This is a genomic window from Arthrobacter sp. TJ-238, assembly GCF_058269215.1.
Genome location: NZ_JBZCNH010000002.1, coordinates 462570 through 478681, shown reverse-complemented (window position 1 = coordinate 478681; position 16112 = coordinate 462570). Strand labels below are relative to the sequence as shown.

14 protein-coding genes and 1 tRNA gene are annotated in these 16112 nt (G+C 70.1%); 8 read left to right on the top strand and 7 right to left on the bottom strand.

The genetic code is table 11. The features are described from left to right. Window positions 1-58 precede the first annotated feature (58 nt). Genes AC4D2O_RS05555 through galK form a run of 3 tightly spaced genes read left to right on the top strand, consistent with a single transcriptional unit; the run spans window position 59 to window position 3137 of the window. Window positions 59-859 (top strand): DeoR/GlpR family DNA-binding transcription regulator, encoded by an 801-nt coding sequence (locus AC4D2O_RS05555; RefSeq protein ID WP_490905628.1) that lies wholly within the window; start codon window positions 59-61, stop codon window positions 857-859. After that, window positions 856-1983 carry a galactose-1-phosphate uridylyltransferase gene (galT, locus tag AC4D2O_RS05550; RefSeq protein WP_490905627.1) on the top strand — a complete coding sequence of 376 codons (1128 nt, stop codon included), beginning with the start codon at window positions 856-858 and terminating at the stop codon, window positions 1981-1983. The genes AC4D2O_RS05555 and galT overlap by 4 nt, the downstream gene beginning before the upstream one ends. After that, window positions 1980-3137: a galactokinase gene (gene galK, locus AC4D2O_RS05545; protein WP_490905626.1), complete on the top strand. Its 1158-nt coding sequence runs from the start codon at window positions 1980-1982 to the stop codon at window positions 3135-3137. The genes galT and galK overlap by 4 nt, the downstream gene beginning before the upstream one ends. 87 nt (window positions 3138-3224) lie before the next feature. On the opposite strand, the gene AC4D2O_RS05540 is transcribed toward galK, so the two are convergent. Then, on the bottom strand, window positions 3225-4073 hold the full coding sequence (locus AC4D2O_RS05540) for a Bax inhibitor-1/YccA family protein (protein WP_490905624.1): 849 nt from the start codon (window positions 4071-4073) through the stop codon (window positions 3225-3227). Between the two features lie 342 nt (window positions 4074-4415). Here AC4D2O_RS05540 and AC4D2O_RS05535 point away from each other — a divergent pair, with 342 nt between their 5' ends. The 5 genes from AC4D2O_RS05535 to AC4D2O_RS05515 all read left to right on the top strand — a co-directional run bounded on the left by AC4D2O_RS05535 (window position 4416) and on the right by AC4D2O_RS05515 (window position 9391). Continuing rightward, window positions 4416-5723, top strand: coding sequence for a branched-chain amino acid ABC transporter permease (locus AC4D2O_RS05535; protein WP_490905860.1), 1308 nt, complete (start codon window positions 4416-4418; stop codon window positions 5721-5723). Window positions 5724-5731: 8 nt separating this feature from the next. Then, a complete protein-coding gene (locus AC4D2O_RS05530) occupies window positions 5732-6712 on the top strand; it encodes a branched-chain amino acid ABC transporter permease (RefSeq protein WP_490905623.1) in 981 nt (326 codons plus the stop codon). Between the two features lie 110 nt (window positions 6713-6822). After that, window positions 6823-7812, top strand: a complete 990-nt coding sequence (locus AC4D2O_RS05525; protein WP_490905859.1) for an ABC transporter ATP-binding protein — start codon at window positions 6823-6825, stop codon at window positions 7810-7812. Next, entirely contained in the window at window positions 7812-8552 is a 741-nt protein-coding gene (locus tag AC4D2O_RS05520) for an ABC transporter ATP-binding protein (protein WP_490905620.1), read from the top strand. Before AC4D2O_RS05525 ends, AC4D2O_RS05520 begins: the two co-directional genes overlap by 1 nt. Window positions 8553-8680: 128 nt before the next feature. Further along, window positions 8681-9391, top strand: coding sequence for a hypothetical protein (locus tag AC4D2O_RS05515; RefSeq protein ID WP_490905619.1), 711 nt, complete (start codon window positions 8681-8683; stop codon window positions 9389-9391). Window positions 9392-9493: 102 nt separating this feature from the next. On the opposite strand, the gene AC4D2O_RS05510 is transcribed toward AC4D2O_RS05515, so the two are convergent. The 6 genes from AC4D2O_RS05510 to AC4D2O_RS05485 all read right to left on the bottom strand — a co-directional run bounded on the left by AC4D2O_RS05510 (window position 9494) and on the right by AC4D2O_RS05485 (window position 16061). Next, the gene (locus AC4D2O_RS05510; protein WP_490905618.1) at window positions 9494-10894 is read right to left on the bottom strand and encodes an ABC transporter substrate-binding protein; all 1401 of its coding nucleotides are present in this window, start codon (window positions 10892-10894) and stop codon (window positions 9494-9496) included. Between the two features lie 210 nt (window positions 10895-11104). After that, window positions 11105-11177: transfer RNA gene (locus AC4D2O_RS05505), tRNA-Leu, on the bottom strand. 141 nt (window positions 11178-11318) lie between these two features. Then, entirely contained in the window at window positions 11319-12764 is a 1446-nt protein-coding gene (locus tag AC4D2O_RS05500; protein WP_490905617.1) for an NAD(P)/FAD-dependent oxidoreductase, read from the bottom strand. Window positions 12765-12842: 78 nt separating this feature from the next. Then, window positions 12843-14318, bottom strand: coding sequence for a S8 family serine peptidase (locus tag AC4D2O_RS05495; protein ID WP_490905616.1), 1476 nt, complete (start codon window positions 14316-14318; stop codon window positions 12843-12845). Window positions 14319-14322: 4 nt separating this feature from the next. Then, a complete protein-coding gene (locus AC4D2O_RS05490) occupies window positions 14323-15270 on the bottom strand; it encodes a Ppx/GppA phosphatase family protein (RefSeq protein WP_490905858.1) in 948 nt (315 codons plus the stop codon). Continuing rightward, entirely contained in the window at window positions 15267-16061 is a 795-nt protein-coding gene (locus tag AC4D2O_RS05485) for a DUF501 domain-containing protein (protein WP_490905615.1), read from the bottom strand. Before AC4D2O_RS05485 ends, AC4D2O_RS05490 begins: the two co-directional genes overlap by 4 nt. Between the last annotated feature and the right edge of the window lie 51 nt (window positions 16062-16112).

Here is a 16112-nt window from a genome sequence, read left to right as displayed (position 1 = left end):
TTTTGGTGCGGTCCAGTGCGATTCCGTGTTGTGCCCCGCTGCCGCCGACAGGAGGACCATGCTCGCAGCCGAACGCCATGCAGCGATCATCGATCGCCTCACCCACCAGCCCGCGGTACGCGTGAGCGGCCTCGCCCTGGCGCTCGGCGTCTCCGAGATGACCGTCCGCCGCGACATCGACACGCTCGAGGCCAGGGGCGCGCTCGTGAGGGTGCACGGCGGCGCCGTCCGCCCCGGCAGCCTCAGCTCGGTGGAGGCCGGCTTCGACGCCAACAGGACCCGCGGGGGCGAGGCGAAGCGGAGGATCGCTGCCGCCGCCGTCTCCCTCCTCGCACCCGGCATGACGGTGTCCATCACGGGCGGCACCACCACCTACGCCCTGGCCCCCCTCCTCGCGCGCATCCAGGGACTGACCATCATCACCAACTCGCTCCCCCTCGCGGACGAGCTGCACCGGCTGCACGCCGTGTCCCCCGGTGACGCCGCACCGCAGGTCCTCCTCTCGGGCGGCCAGCTGACGCCGTCGAAGGCCCTCGTCGGCCCGCTCGCCACCGGCACCATCGCCTCGCTCCGCGCCGACCTGTGCTTCATGGGAGCGCACGGCGTGGACGCGGACGCCGGCATCACCACCCCCAATCTGGCCGAGGCCGAGACGAACCAGGCGTTCGCCCGGACCTGCGGGCAGCTCGTCGTGCTCGCCGACGCGAGCAAGATCGGCGTCGTGAGCCTCGCCCGCGTGGCACCCCTCGACACCGCCGGCACCCTGGTGACCGATCTCCGGCCCGGCGACGAGTACGCCGCCCGTACCCGGATCCTCTGCGACCCCGTTCCCGACCCCCTCCTGGAAGAGCGACCATGACCCACATCACCCCCACGCGCCTGTCCGACGGGCGCGAGCTGATCTACTTCGACGCCCGCGAGGAGAGCGCGGCGCTGCACCGGGACGCCGCCGCGACCCATGACACCCGCGGCCTGCCCTCGCGCGGCCCGGCGGGCACGGCCCGCTACGACGCCCTGACCGGCGAATGGATCGCGGTGGCCGCGCACCGCCAGTCGCGGACGCACCTGCCGCCCGCCGACCAGTGCCCCCTGTGCCCCACGACCGCCGCGAACCTCTCGGAGATCCCGGCCGACTACGAGGTCGTCGTCTTCGAGAACCGCTTCTCGTCCTTCGGCCCCGACCTCGGCGACCTCCCGGCCGCCCCGGAGTGGGGCACGACGGCGACGGCGTACGGGCGGTGCGAGGTGGTCGCGTTCGACTCGGCGCACGAGGGGTCCTTCGGCTCGCTGAGCCCCGAGCGCGCCCGGACCGTCATCGACGCGTGGGCGCAGCGCACGGAGGCCCTGTCCGCGATGCCCGGTATCAAGCAGGTGTTCTGCTTCGAGAACCGCGGAGCGGACATCGGCGTGACCCTGCTGCACCCGCACGGGCAGATCTACGCGTACCCGTTCATCCCGCCGCGCGCCGCGACGCTCGCGGCCCGGGCAGCCGAGTTCTTCGAGTCCTCCGGCGGCACGCAGACCCTCATGGGGCACGCGCTCGCCTCTGAGCGCGCGTCCGGGGACCGCATGGTGATCGAGGGGAAGCACTTCAGCGCGTTCGTGCCCTTCGCCGCCCGCTGGCCCCTCGAGGTGCACCTGGTCCCCCACCGCCAGGTCGCCGACTTCACGGGCCTCACCGGCGAGGAGCGCGACGAGCTGACCACCGTCTACCTCGACCTCCTCGGCAGGCTCGACGCCCTGTATCCCACGCCCACCCCGTACATCGCCGCCTGGCAGCAGGCGCCGATCGACGACGTCCTCCGGCCCGCCGGGTACCTGCACCTCCAGCTGACCTCTCCCCGCCGCGCCGCCGACAAGCTGAAGTTCCTGGCCGGCTCGGAGGCCGCGATGGGCGCCTTCATCAACGACACCACCCCGGAGAAGGTCGCTGAGGCACTCCGCAGCGCCACTCCCGCTCCAGCACGTAAGGACCAGGCATGAACACCACACCCCTCGATCTCGCGGCGGCCTTCACCGAGCGCTTCGGCACGGAACCGGACGGCCTCTGGTCGGCTCCGGGGCGCGTCAACGTGATCGGCGAGCACACCGACTACAACGACGGCTTCGTGCTGCCCTTCGCCATCAAGCACTCGACGACGGTCGCGGCCGCCGTCCGCCCGGACCGCACCGTCCGGGTCGCGTCCACCTTCGCGCCCGACGACGCCCCGGTGACGGTCGACCTCGATGCCCTCGAGGAGGGCGGTGTGGAGGGGTGGGCTGCGTACCCGCTCGGCGTCCTGTGGGCCATGGAGCAGTCGGGCTACCGCTGCCCGGGCATGGACCTCCTCGTCGATTCCTCCGTCCCCGTCGGCGCGGGACTGTCGTCCTCCGCGGCCCTGGAGTGCTCCGTGGCCGTCGCGGCCAACGACCTCTCGCAGGCCGGCGTCTCCCGGCGCGAGCTGGCGGCGATCGGCCAGCTCGCCGAGAACCGGATGGTCGGTGCCCCCACGGGCATCATGGACCAGTCCGCGTCCCTGCTGGGCGAGGTGGGCCACGCCGTCTTCCTCGACTGCCGCTCCGGCGACTCCCGGCTCGTCCCCCTCGACCTCGAGGGTGCCGGACTCGAACTCATGGTCATCGACACGCGGGTCAGCCACTCGCACTCGACCGGCGGCTACGCCGCACGGCGCCGCTCGTGCGAACTCGGTGCCGAACTGATGGGCGTCCCGGCCCTCAGGGACCTCTCCGTGAAGGACCTCGCGGAGGCTGCGGGCGTGCTCGACGAGGAGACCTTCCGGCGGGTCCGCCACATCGTCACGGAGAACGCGCGGGTGGAGGACGCCGTGAAGGTGCTGACCAGTGCCGGGCCGACGGACCTCGGCCCGCTGCTCGTCGCCAGCCACGCCTCGATGCGCGACGACTTCGAGATCTCCTGCGCGGAACTCGACACCGCGGTGGACGCGTCCCTCGAGGCCGGCGCCCTCGGGGCCCGCATGACCGGAGGCGGTTTCGGCGGTGCGGCGATCGCCCTCGCGCGGGTCGACGACGTCCCGGCCATCCGCACGGCCGTGGAGCGGGCCTTCGCGGCGGCGGACTTCCGCGCCCCGGTCATCTTCAGCGTCCTGCCGGGCGCCGGAGCGGCGCGCGTGGCCTGATAAGGGCCCGACGACAGGAGAGGCCCGCACCCCTGACGGGTGCGGGCCTCTCCTCATGGAGCGGGGCGCCGAAGCGCCCGGGGAGTGCTAGTCGTCGCCGCGTAGGATCGCGAGGAGACGCAGGATCTCGACGTACAGCCACACGAGGGTGACCGTCAGGCCGAAGGCCGCGGTCCACGAGTAGCGCTGGGGCGCGCCCTGGCGGACGCCCTCGCTGATCGAGGTGAAGTCGATGATGAGCGAGAAGGCTGCGAGGCCGATCGCGACGATGCCGATCAGGACGCCGACGGGAATGCCGAAGATCTCGTAGTCACGCATCCCGAACATGCTGTCCGTCGCACCGAAGAGCATCATTCCGAGGTTCACCAGGGAGAACGCCGCGTAGCTGATGAGGGCGATCATGAAGAACTTCATGGCCTTCGGGGTGGCCCGCACCTTGCCGCTCTTGAACAGGGCCAGCGTGACACCGAAGACGATGAGCGTTCCGAGCAGCGCCTGCACCGCGATGCCCGGCCACATGGCCTCGAAGAACATCGTCAGTCCACCGAGGAACAGGCCCTCGAGCCCGGCGTAGGCCAGGATCAGCGCGGGCGAGGGCTCGCGCTTGAACGCGTTGACCAGTCCCAGGACGAAACCGCCGAGTGCGCCGACCACCATCAGGGGAAGGGCGAGGTTGGGGACGAGGAATGCCGGAACGGCGGCACCGATGAGCACGAAGCCCAGGCAGAGCAGCGTCTTGACGATGACGTCGTCGAACGTCATGCGCCCGGTCTGCGCCGGACCGGCCGACGGCTGGTTGTACATGTGCTCCAGCTGCTGCTGGTTCGCCATGGCCGTGCCGCCGTATGTCATGGTGCCGAGGCCTGCGCTTTCCTTGCCTCGGGTCGCGGAACGGAAGTTCTTCCCGTTGAAGACCGGATTACCGCCAAGTGCCATTGTGAGTTAGTCCTCCAGTAGGGGGCTGCATGTTCGTCAAAGCCTACCAATTACAACGTTTTCGGCGCCCCTTTGTTCCCGGACGATGGCGCACCACAGGGGTTCCGGACCCGCAGAATTCAACTGCGAAGGTCCCTTAGTACAACATTCGTTACCGAATCGCTACCTCGACGGCATGCTTTTGTGAAAAGCGGAAACATGCCGCTAGTAACATGATCCCCACGCCAGTGACACTCGTCACAACTCTTGATCCCGGCGGCTGCCGCCGGGCCTGCCCCCACCGTGGAGGTTCCCATCTTGATCACCTTATCGACGCCTGCACGGATCAGGAGGTCGCTCCTGATGGTGCTCGGTTTCCTGGCTCTCGTGCTGCTCGGCGCCCCCGCGGCGCAGGCGTCCCCCGAGCTGCCCGACCCGCCCCAGCACCGCATCATGTTCCAGGCCCAGACCGGCGGGACCCTGCAGGCCGCCGAGTTCGACAACCGCATCGGCGGTGTCCTCCGTGGCGCCGACGGTCCGATCGCCGACGTCACGGTCACGGCGACGGGCAACGGCTTCGAGGGTGAGACGACGTCCGGACCGAACGGCGCCTGGAGCATCGGAGTGCCCGAGCAGGGCACCTACGAGGTGGAGGTCGACGAGGACACCCTCCCCGAAGGCATCACGCTCGCCGAGGGGCAGGAGAACCCCCGCCAGGTCACCTTCGCCAACACCACCAGCGCCACGACGCTGTTCCTGTTCGGCGAGGGCATCGTCGCGCAGCAGACCTCGTTCCTGGAGACCCTGGCCGAGCGGGCCCTCGCAGGCTTCAGTTTCGGGCTCCTGCTCGCGCTCAGCGCCGTCGGGCTCTCACTGATCTTCGGCACCACCGGCCTCACCAACTTCGCCCACGGCGAGATGGTCACCCTGGGCGCCGTCCTCGCGTTCGCCTTCGCCGCCGCGGGGCTCCCGATCACCGTCGCGGTCGTCCTCGCGGTTCTCGGAGGCGGGCTCCTCGGCTACGTCCAGGACGCGGGGCTGTGGAAGCCCCTCCGGCGGCGCGGCACGGGCCTCGTGCCGATGATGATCGTCAGCATCGGCTTCGCCCTCGCCCTGCGCTACATCATCCAGTTCTTCTTCGGGGGCGCTACGCAGCAGCTGCCGGGTTCGCAGAGCGAGATCATCGATTTCGGCTCCATCTCGATCTCGCGCAACAACCTGACCTCGCTCATCGTGAGCCTCGTGGTCATCCTCCTGGTCGCCTTCCTTCTCCTGCGCACGCGCATCGGCAAGGCCACCCGCGCCGTTGCGGACAATCCTGCCCTCGCTGCGGCCTCCGGCATCGACGTCGACCGCGTCATCCGGATCGTCTGGGTCCTCGGCGGCATGCTCGCGGCCCTCGGCGGCATCCTCTGGGCCTACTACCGTCCCGGCGTCTCCTACAACATGGGCCAGCAGATCCTGCTGCTCATCTTCGCCGGCGTCACCCTCGGCGGGCTCGGCACCGTGTTCGGCGCGCTCGTCGGTTCCATCATCGTCGGGCTGTTCGTGGAGATCTCCACGATCTGGCTCGAGGCAGACCTCAAATACGTGGGTGCGCTGCTGATCATGATTCTCGTGCTCCTGTTCCGGCCGCAGGGTATCCTCGGCCGCCGTGAGCGCATAGGTTAGGGGCCCCCATGGACTTCGGAAACATCCTCGTCAACGCCTTCGGTGAACTGATCAGCCCGACGACCGCGGCCTACGCGCTCGCCGCGCTCGGCCTCGCCGTCCACTTCGGCTACTCCGGCCTGCTGAACTTCGGCCAGGCCGGCTTCATGGCGGTCGGCGCCTACGGGTTCGCCATCTCCACGCTCAGCTTCAATGCCCCCCTGCCGGTGGCGGTTCTCGTCGCGCTCCTGGCCTCGGTCATCTTCGCGATCGTGCTCGGCGTGCCGACGCTCCGGCTCCGGGCCGATTACCTCGCCATCGTGACGATCGCCGCGGCGGAGATCATCCGCTACATCGTGACCACGAACGGGCTCACGGACATCACGGGATCCGCCAACGGACTCGCGGCGTTCGAGGGCGGCTTCTACGCCCTCAACCCGTTCCCGCCCGGCACCTACAACATCGGCCCACTCGGCATGAACGAGCGCGACCTCTGGATCCGCATCGTCGGCTGGACCGTCGTCATCATCGCCTGCCTCGTGGTCTGGCTCCTCATGCGCAGCCCCTGGGGCCGCGTACTGAAGGGCATCCGGGAGGACGAGAACGCCGTGCGCTCACTCGGCAAGAACGTCTACGCCTACAAGATGCAGGCCCTCGTGATCGGTGGAGTCCTCGGCTCGCTGGCGGGCATCATCTTCACGCTCCCCCGCGGGGCCGTGCAGCCCGCGAACTACGCGACCGAGCTGACCTTCTTCCTCTACACCTGCCTCCTCCTCGGAGGAATGGCCACTGTCCTCGGACCGGTGATCGGGGCGATGATCTTCTGGGTAGTGCTCTCGTTGACGCAGGGAATCCTGTACGGGCTGATCGAGGTCGGCGCCATCACATTCCTGTCCAACTCGCAGGCGGGTCAGCTCCGCTACATCCTCGTGGGTGTGGCACTGATGCTGCTCATGGTCTTCAGGCCGCAGGGCGTCCTGGGTAACAAGAAGGAGTTGGCGTTCGCATGACCGGCAGCCACAGCACCAGCAATCCCGACGACGCCGCGGCGGTACCCGGCGACGACGCCACGACCGGCGGCTCGCACGCCGCCGGCGGAAGCGCGTCCGGTCACGACCACATGACCGACACCGCGCCGATCACCACAGGCGAGACGGGGCCGGGGTGCCGCAAACGGGATCCGATCGTGATCGCCCAGAACGTGACGCGCACCTTCGGCGGCATCAACGCCGTCGACGTGGAGCACCTCGAGATCCCGCGGCACAAGATCACCGCGCTGATCGGTCCCAACGGTGCCGGCAAGACGACCCTGTTCAACCTGCTGACGGGCTTCGACACCCCGAACAGCGGCGACTGGGAGTTCGACGGCAAGCCCCTGGCCAAGGTCGCCTCGCACAAGGTGGCCCGCATGGGCATGGTGCGGACGTTCCAGCTGACCAAGGTGATGGGCAAGCTCACCGTCATGGAGAACATGCGCCTCGGGGCGACGGACCAGCCGGGCGAGAGCCTCGCGCGGGCGCTGTTCAAGGGCATCTGGGGCGGCCGGGAACGCGAGATCACGCAGCAGGCGGAGGTGCTGCTGGCGAAGTTCAAGCTCGACACGAAGCGTGACGACTACGCTGCATCCCTCTCCGGCGGCCAGCGCAAGCTCCTCGAGATGGCACGCGCCCTGATGGTGCGGCCGCGCCTGGTGATGCTCGACGAGCCGATGGCGGGCGTCAACCCGGCGCTCACGCAGTCGCTCCTCGACCACATCAAGAACCTGAAGGCCGAGGGCATGACCGTGTTGTTCGTCGAGCACGACATGCACATGGTCCGGCACATCGCCGACTGGGTGGTGGTCATGGCCGAGGGCAAGGTCGTGGCGGAAGGGCCGCCGGAGATCGTGATGAAGGACCAGGCCGTCATCGACGCCTACCTGGGCGCGCACCACGACGTCGACCTCGGCGACTCCACGGGCATCGAGCGCCTCGAGGAGGAACTGGCCCACGACGAGGAGTCGGTGGTCGGCACGGAGAACGAGGGCATCCTCGGGCACGGCGTCACCGAGATCGGGGGCGGCGGGGCCTACGCCGCCGGCACCGCGCACAAGGACGAGGAGACGAAGTAATGGATGAGTTCGAGGGCGACTCCGTCGTCAAGGTCACGGACCTCGTCGCCGGCTACCTGCCGGGCGTGAACATCCTGAACGGCTGCAGCATCGAGGCGCGCCGCGGCGAGCTGATCGGCATCATCGGTCCCAACGGGGCGGGCAAGTCCACGCTCCTGAAGGCGATGTTCGGCCTGGTGAAGGTCCACTCGGGCACTGTCGTGGTGCGCGGGCAGGACATCACGGGACTGAAGGCCAACAAGCTGGTCAGCCGGGGCGTCGGGTTCGTGCCGCAGAACAACAACGTCTTCGGCACCCTGACCATCGAGGAGAACCTCCAGATGGGCATGTACCAGCGGCCCAAGGACTTCAAGGAACGCTTCGACTTCGTGGCGAGCCTCTTCCCCGAACTGGGCAAGCGGAAGGCGCAGCGCGCCGGGTCGCTCTCGGGCGGAGAGCGGCAGATGGTCGCCATGGGCCGGGCACTCATGATGGACCCCGCGGTGCTGCTCCTCGACGAGCCGTCCGCGGGCCTCTCCCCCGTGAAGCAGGACGAGACGTTCCTCCGGGTCCACGAGATCAACCGCGCCGGCGTCTCGGTGATCATGGTGGAGCAGAACGCCCGCCGCTGCCTGCAGATCTGCGACCGCGCGTACGTCCTGGACCAGGGCAAGGACGCCTACACGGGAACGGGCCGTGAGCTGATGAAGGACCCGAAGGTGATCCAGCTCTACCTCGGGACGCTGGCCGACACCGCCTGAGGCCCAGCGCACAGGGCCGTGAAGTGCAAGGGATGGGCGGGACCGGCAGCGGTCCCGCCCATCGCCGTGTCGGGGCCGCTACGTTGGCAGGAGGGGTGCCGGACGTGTGCTCCGAGGAAGGACGACTCATGGCAGGACTGGTCAGCAGCGCGGTCGGGAAGGGCTTCGAGGTGCTGTTCCGCGGCATCAAGCACGTCCGCCGGCACCGCCCCATCCACTCGCGTGGCCTGAGGCTCGACGGAACCGTCGTCGTGCACCGCCACGGCCTGTCCAGCGGGATCTCCTGGATCGACCGGCCGGGTGAGGGCACCGCCACGGCACGGATCTCCCGGTCCGTGGGGACTCCGGACGGACTGCCCGACATCGTCGGGCTCGCCGTGCGGTTCCACCACCAGGACGCAGGCCCCACCCCGTCCGCGTTCTCCGACATCCTGCTGTCCTCGACGGGCTGGTCCTTCCCCGGCCGCTTCATGCTGGTCCCCAGGCTCAGCGTCTCGAAGGCCCCCTTGGGCACCATGATGCCCTACCGGGGCGAGGCCGGGCCCGTGCTCCTCGGCGCCCGGACGCTCAGCCCTGCAGGTCTCCCGTCGTCGCTCCGCGGCTTCGCACGGTCGCTCGGCTCCTCCCCCTGGCAGCTCGGCCTCTACTTCGCCACGCCACACGGTGCATGGCAGCACTTCGGCACGCTCACGCTGCAGCTGAACCCCGACGCCGAGGAGAAGGACCTGCGGTTCGACGCGGTCCTCCACCCGCTCGCGGGCGCCGGGACGTACGAGTGGGCGCGGAAGGTGCGGGAGCCCTCCTACGCCATCTCCCGGCGCGCGCCGGGGAACTCCTGACCACCGGCGGCAGCAGGAAGGCCCCGGCCGCACCTCCGGGGGGAGGGCGGACGGGGCCTTCTGCTGTGCCGCTACTGCCGGCCCGGAGGCCGGAGCGAAGCCCTAGAGCTTGCCGACCTCGGAGCGGTTCGGCTGGTGCACGTTGTTCTCGTCGAACTCGTAGATGCCGATGATGGCCTCCGTGGGATCGCCGTTCTCGTCGAAGGAGACAGGACCGGAAATACCGTCGTAGTCGATGTCCTCACCGTTGCGCAGGAGCGTGACGCAGCCTGCGAAGTCGAAGCACTTGGTGCCGTCCTTCGACACTCCTGCGAGCTCCTTGCCGATGGCGGTTCCCTCGACGCTTCCGGCCGCTTCGGAGGCGAGCGCGATGAGGTTCACGGCGTCGTAGCTCTCACCCGAGTAGGCGAAGTTCTCCAGGTTCGGATCGACCGCGGCAAGCGCTTCCTTGAATCCGGTCCCGACGAACGGGCCGGGGATGGTGCCGTGCGCGCCCGCGAGGGTGCCCGGGTCGAAGTCCGCGCTGTAGTCGGCGACGTTGCCGTCGACCATGAAGATCGAGCCGGCGTCGATGCCCTTCGCTACGAGCAGCGGGATGATGCTCTTGGCCTCGTCGAAGCTGATCAGGACGATCGCATCCGGCTTCGCGGCGGCGATGGCGTCCACCTGGCTGGAGAACTGCGAGTCACCCGTGTTGAACATCTCGTTGCCGACGACCTGGCCACCGGCCCCCTCGACGACCTCCTGGATGGTGCTCTGCAGGCCGGTGCCGTACGCGTCGTTCAGGGTGATCATGCCGACGGACTGCGCGCCGCACTCCATGATGTAGTTGCCGAGGATGCGTCCCTGGATCACGTCCGAGGGAGCGGTGCGGAAGTACAGTCCCTTGTCGTCCCACGTCGTGAATTCGGCTGCCGTGTTGGCGGGCGAGAACTGGACGACGCCGGCGCCCGTGATCTGGTTGATGACGGTCTTCGAGACACCCGAGGACGCGGCACCGATGATGGCGCTGACGTCCTGCGAGAGGAGGTCGGTCACGGACTGCGTGGCGATGTCGGTGGTGGTGTCACCGGAATCGCGGTGCGTGATCGAGATCTCCTGGCCCAGCACGCCGCCGGCCTCATTGACCTCGTTGACGGCGACGTTGACACCCGCGATCTCAGGCGGGCCGAGGAACGCGAGGGTGCCGGTGGTCGGCAGGATGGAACCGAGCTTCAGGGGCTGGGGGCTCGTGGTCTTGCTGGCGGGCACGGCGGCGGGATCGCCCTTTTCGCCCTGTTCCTCGTCTGCTCCACCCTCGCTCTCGGGGCATGCCACCGCCGAGGTGGCAGCGGTCTCCGTCGCGGTTCCGCTCTCGGTCTCGGTGGTCTCGCCTTCAGTGCCCGAGGAACCGCCGCAGCCGGAGGCGAAGAGCGCGATGCCAAGGCCCAGGGCGGCGACCTTTGCCGCTCGCGGGGCACTCTCCCCGATGCCGAAACGCATCGGGTTGCGTGTTGCAGTCATGAATTATTCTCCTCGACCGAAAGGCACTTGCCGCCTTTGATGCTGGGTGCCAGGTGTTCCTGGCTTGTAGGAAAAGCTAATCCAAAAATGTGTCTGAGATAAGGGAATCCGGTTACATCCTTGTAACGCTCGTCACAGGCGTCGCATCCGGCCCTTGACAGCGGGCACTGCACAGTCCACTGCCTATCTGCCCCGATGCCCGGGGAAGTGTGCCCCAGCAGGGACTCGAACCCTGACTGAACAGATTTTAAGTCTGGTGCCTCTGCCATTGGGCTACTGGGGCGCTGCCGCCGGATCAGCCTACCCCGCGTGGCAAGGGCACCCGGCGCCGGCTAGGGAGGATCGGCGGCGGAAGATCGGCGGTGGAACGAGGAACGACGGCGACCCCGGGCAGGGATCGCCGTCGTCCGTCATGCTGTGGTGCCTAGCGTCGGGCGGAGGCCTTCGCGGATGCGGCCTGGCCGGCCGGCGTGGGCGGCTGGCTCTGCAGGGCCGTGTCCTTCTTCGGCGGCGGGGTGGCCGCTTCGCGGAACTGGCGCTGCGGGGTCTGCAGGTCGGACAGCGGGGCGAGGTCGCGACCGAACAGGAAGCTCATGCTCCAGTTGATGATAACGCGGGCCTTGCGCTCGTACATCGGCATCGCGAAGCCGTGGTAGCCGCGGTGGGCCAGCCAGGCCGGGAAGCCCTTCATGCCGAAGCCCATGATGTTCGCGACACCCTTGAACTGGCCGAAGCCGGCAACGGCGCCGAGGTTGGTGTGGCGGTACTCCTTGACCTCCCCCACGCCGTAGTTCTCGGCGAGGAGGTTGGCGGCCAGGAGCTTGGCCTGGCGGACGGCGTGCTGGGCGTTGGGGACGCAGAAGCCTCCCACTCCACCGCCGGTCAGGTCGGGCACGGCCGCGACGTCGCCGGCGGTCCATGCATGGGCGATGGGTCCGTCGTCGCCCGTGATGCGGAGTTCGGGGGTGGCGCGGACGCGGCCGCGCTCATCGACCGGGAAATCGGTGGAGCGGGCGACCGGGTTGGCCTGGACGCCTGCGGTCCACAGGAGCGTGTCCGTCTCGAACTCGTCGGCCGCGCTCTTGTCCGGCATGTTGATCAGCTTGAGGGTGCCGTCCTTGGCGCTGGAGAGCGACGTGTTCAGCAGGACCTCGATCTCACGGGAGCGGAGGTGCTCCACGACCCACTCGGCCTGCTCGGCCGTGACCTCGGGCATGATGCGTCCCATGGCCTCGACGAGGACGAAGCGGAGGTCGGAGCGGCTGAGGCGGGCGTTGGCCTTGACGGCGTCGCGGGCCGCGTCCTCCATCTCCGTGATGGCCTCGATGCCGGCGAACCCGCCGCCGACGACGACGAAGGTCAGGGCGCGGTCGCGCTCCGGGCCGGCGGGCATGACGGAGCCGGTCTCGATGCGCTCGAACATCCTGTCGCGCACGGCGACGGCCTCCTCGATGGTCTTGAGGCCGATGCCCTGGTCCTTCAGGCCGTCGATCGGGAAGGTCCGCGTGATGGCGCCTGCGGCGACGACGACGTCGGTGTAGCCGAGCTCGAAGGACTCGCCGCCGCCGGTGGGCTCGATGGTGGCCGTGCGGCCGGCGTGGTTGATCGAGGTGACCTTGCCGGAGATCAGTTCGGTCTTCCGCAGGTGCTTGCGGAAGGACACAATCGCGTGGCGCGGCTCGATGCTGCCGGCGGCCACCTCGGGGAGGAAGGGCTGGTAGGTCATGTAGGGCAGGGGGTCGACCAGCGTGACGATGCCGCCGTGGTCCTTGACCTGTTTCTGCAGCCGGTGCGCGACGTAGAGGCCGACGTAACCGCCGCCGACGACGAGGATGCGCGGGCGGTCGGAGAAGTGTGGGTTCGATGCCATGCCCCGATGCTACCGGAGTTTGTGAAAATCTTCACTAGCTCCGGGAGCGTTCCGGAACCTCCCACGGGGCCCGCTCGTTCAGGCGGCCGGTGGCCCTGGACGGTCCGGTCCTGAGGGTCCGTTCGCCGCGGCGCGCCGGTGCACGCGGGTCACGTGCACGGCCCCGCCGAGCAGCACCGCGAGCAGGAGCCCGCCGAAGCCGAGCACCACCAGCGCAGGTACGTCGTGCACAGGGGTGAGGGGGTCCTCGGCCTGCGGGGCGGCGGGGGGCGGGAGGACCTCCGCCGGTGGCTCCTCCGCGGGAGCCGGCGGAGGGGCGGGTGTCTGCCCGCCGCGCCGGTAGAGCTGGATCCACTCGGCCATGCTGCCGAGGCGGTTCTCCTGGGGTACGGCCACGTCCCGGTCGACGGCGGAGGCGACGTCGAGGATCCCGTAGCCGTAGAGGGTGTCGAAGCCGGGGGCCCCCGCGTCCCTGGCCGTGCCGACGATGCGGTTGACCACCTGGCCCGCGGAGAGCTCGGGGTATCGGGCGCGGATGAGTGCGGCGACGCCCGAGACGAGGGGTGCGGCGCCCGACGTCCCGGACCAGTCGGCGTAGAACCCGCCGGGCAGTCCGCCGACGAGGTCCTCGGACGGCGCGGCGACGGCGATGCTGATGCCCTCGCTGGAGGCCTCGTCGCTGGCGGCCCCGGACCGGTCCAGGCCTGCGACGGCGAGGACGCCGGGGATGGTCGCGGGAGCGCCGACCTGCGTGAGGCCGCCCGCGCGGTTGCCGGCCGCCGCGACGACGACGACGTCGTTCTGCTCCGCGTAGAGGAAGGCGTTGTCCCAGCTCTCGGGCCAGGCGGTGCTGGTGCTGCCGAGCGACATGTTGATGACGTCCGCGCCGTTGTCCACCGCCCAGCGGACTGCGTCGGGCACCTGCTGGTCCACCGGGATGCCCGCGGGATTGGGGCCGCTGTTCTGGCCCTCGATGAAGAGGGAGACGGCGAGCAGGTCGGCCTTCGGCGCGACGCCGACGATGCCGTCGGGGCCCTCGCCGTACTGCCCGAGCGGGCCGGCGTCGGCGTCGGCAGGGGGGCCTGCGGGGGGCTCCGCCCTGCCGGTGCCGCCGGTGCCGCCGGTGCCGCCGGTGCCGCCGGAGGGGGCGGGTGCGGGCTGCGCGGGTGCGGGTGCGGGCTGTGCGGGTGCGGGGGCGGTGTGCCCGCGCCCGGCGAGGAGGGTACCCACGAGGGTGCCGTGGCCCGCGACCTCCCCGATGCCGCGCAGGCCTCCGGGGTCGCCCGCGCCGGAGGCGTCGGTGCCGCCCACCACGGCGCCGACGAGGTCGGGGTGGGTGGCGTCGATCCCGCTGTCGATCACGGCCACCGTGACGCCCTCGCCCTGCGTGCTCTTCCACGCCTCCGTGATGCCGTAGTCCTCGAGCCAGTACTCCTTGTCGCGGACCTCGTCCGCGGCGGCGGGCACCGCTCCTGGCAGCAGGACGGCGGTGGCGAGGACGACGGACGCGCCCGCCCTGACCGGCCGGAGGGCGGCATGCTGCCGGGTGCGCATCAGCTCACCCGACCCGGTCCGCGACGCTCAGGGCGATCCCGTCCAGGATGTCGTGCTCGCTGGAGACTGCGGTCGTGACGCGCCCGCCGGTCGCCGCGGCGACGCGCTCGATGACGGTCGCCCAGATGAGCGCGCCCGCTCCGATGACGTCGACGCGGCCCGGGTGCATGTAGGGCAGCGCGGCCCGTGCCGCGCGGGCCATGTGCAGGAGGTCCGACGCCGCCGCCGAGATCGCGGTGATGGGGAGCTCGGCGCCGTGGATGCGCTCGGGCTGGTAGGTCGGCAGCTCGAGGGCGTGGGCGGTGACCGTCGTGACGCTGCCCGCGACGCCGACGATCCTCGTGACGCGGTCGAGGGGCACCTCGGCGGCCGCCTCGTCGATGAGGCGCCCGACCTCCACCGTCATCGCGGTGATCTGCGTGTCGGTGGGCGGATCGTCGGCCAGGAAGCGCTCGGTGTACCGGACGCACCCCATGTTCGTGCTGAGCGAGGCGACCAGCCCGGCCTCCGTGCCCGCGACGAACTCGGTGCTGCCGCCGCCGACGTCGATCACCAGGACCGTCTCGTCCGCTGCGGTGGCGAGCACGCTGACGGCCCCGTCGAAGGAGAGCCGGGCCTCCTCGTCGCCGGTGATGACCTCGGGTTCCACGCCGAGGCGCTCCCGGATGCCGTCGACGAAGTCCTGGCGGTTCTCGGCGTCGCGGGACGCGGAGGTGGCGACGAACCGCACGGGCGGGGCGCCGTGCTCCTCCAGCAGGGCCGCGTACTCCTCCGCCGCTGCGAAGGTGCGGGCGAGCGCGGCCTCGGACAGGCGCCCGGTGGCATCCACGCCTTCACCGAGGCGCACGACGCGCATGAGACGGACCACGTCGGTCAGGACGCCGTCCTCGCTGTCGGCGATGAGCAGGCGGATGGAGTTGGTCCCGCAGTCGATGGCGGCTGTACGCATCAGGTCTCCTCGGTGGGTGCGGCGGATGGGGTCGGGCCCGCCGGGCCGGCGATGCCGTCCGTCGTCGGTGGTTCGGCTGCCCTGCGACGCGCCTCGCGCTTGGCGTCGAGTTCCTCGGCGCTGAGGCCCTGCGTCCTCGTGTGCCTGCTGAGATCGGCGTGGGGCGCCTGGCCCGTCGTGTCCCACGCACCCTCGCAGGAGCACTGTCCGGGGGTCCACCACTGGGCGATGCGGGCGATGGCCTCGTCGCCGAGCGGATTGACGCCGGGGCCCGCTGCCAGGGCGTGCCCCACGAGCACGTGGAGGCACTTGACGCGGGTCGGCATCCCGCCGGCGGACACGCCGTCGATCTCGGGGACGGGTCCCGTGCCCGCGCGTTCGCCGACGGCGGCACGGGCGGCGAGGTAGGCCTCGTGCGCGGCGCGGTACCGGTCGGCGAGGTCGGCGTCGTTCGCGAGCCGTTCGCTCATCTCCGTCATGACGCCCTCGGCCTCCAACCGCGAGACCGCCGCCGTGATGACGGGATGGGTGAGGTAGTACGTGGTGGGGAACGGGATGCCGTTGGACAGTCGCGGGGCGGTGGTGGCGACGAGCGGGTTGCCGCAGACGCACCGGGCACCGATCTCGACGACGTCCCGTACGGGACGGCCGAGCTGGCGGCTGAGGACGTCGAGGTCCCGTGCGCTCGGGGTCCGCGGATCCGCCGACCGGTCGTGCTGCCGGCGCTCGTCGTCGTGCCCGCCGTGCTGCTGCTCGTGCTGGTCCTGCTGGTCCTGCTGGTCCTGCTGGGTCACGCTGTTCCTTCCTGGGACACCGCGTCTGGGTGTCCTGGTGGCGGCCGACCG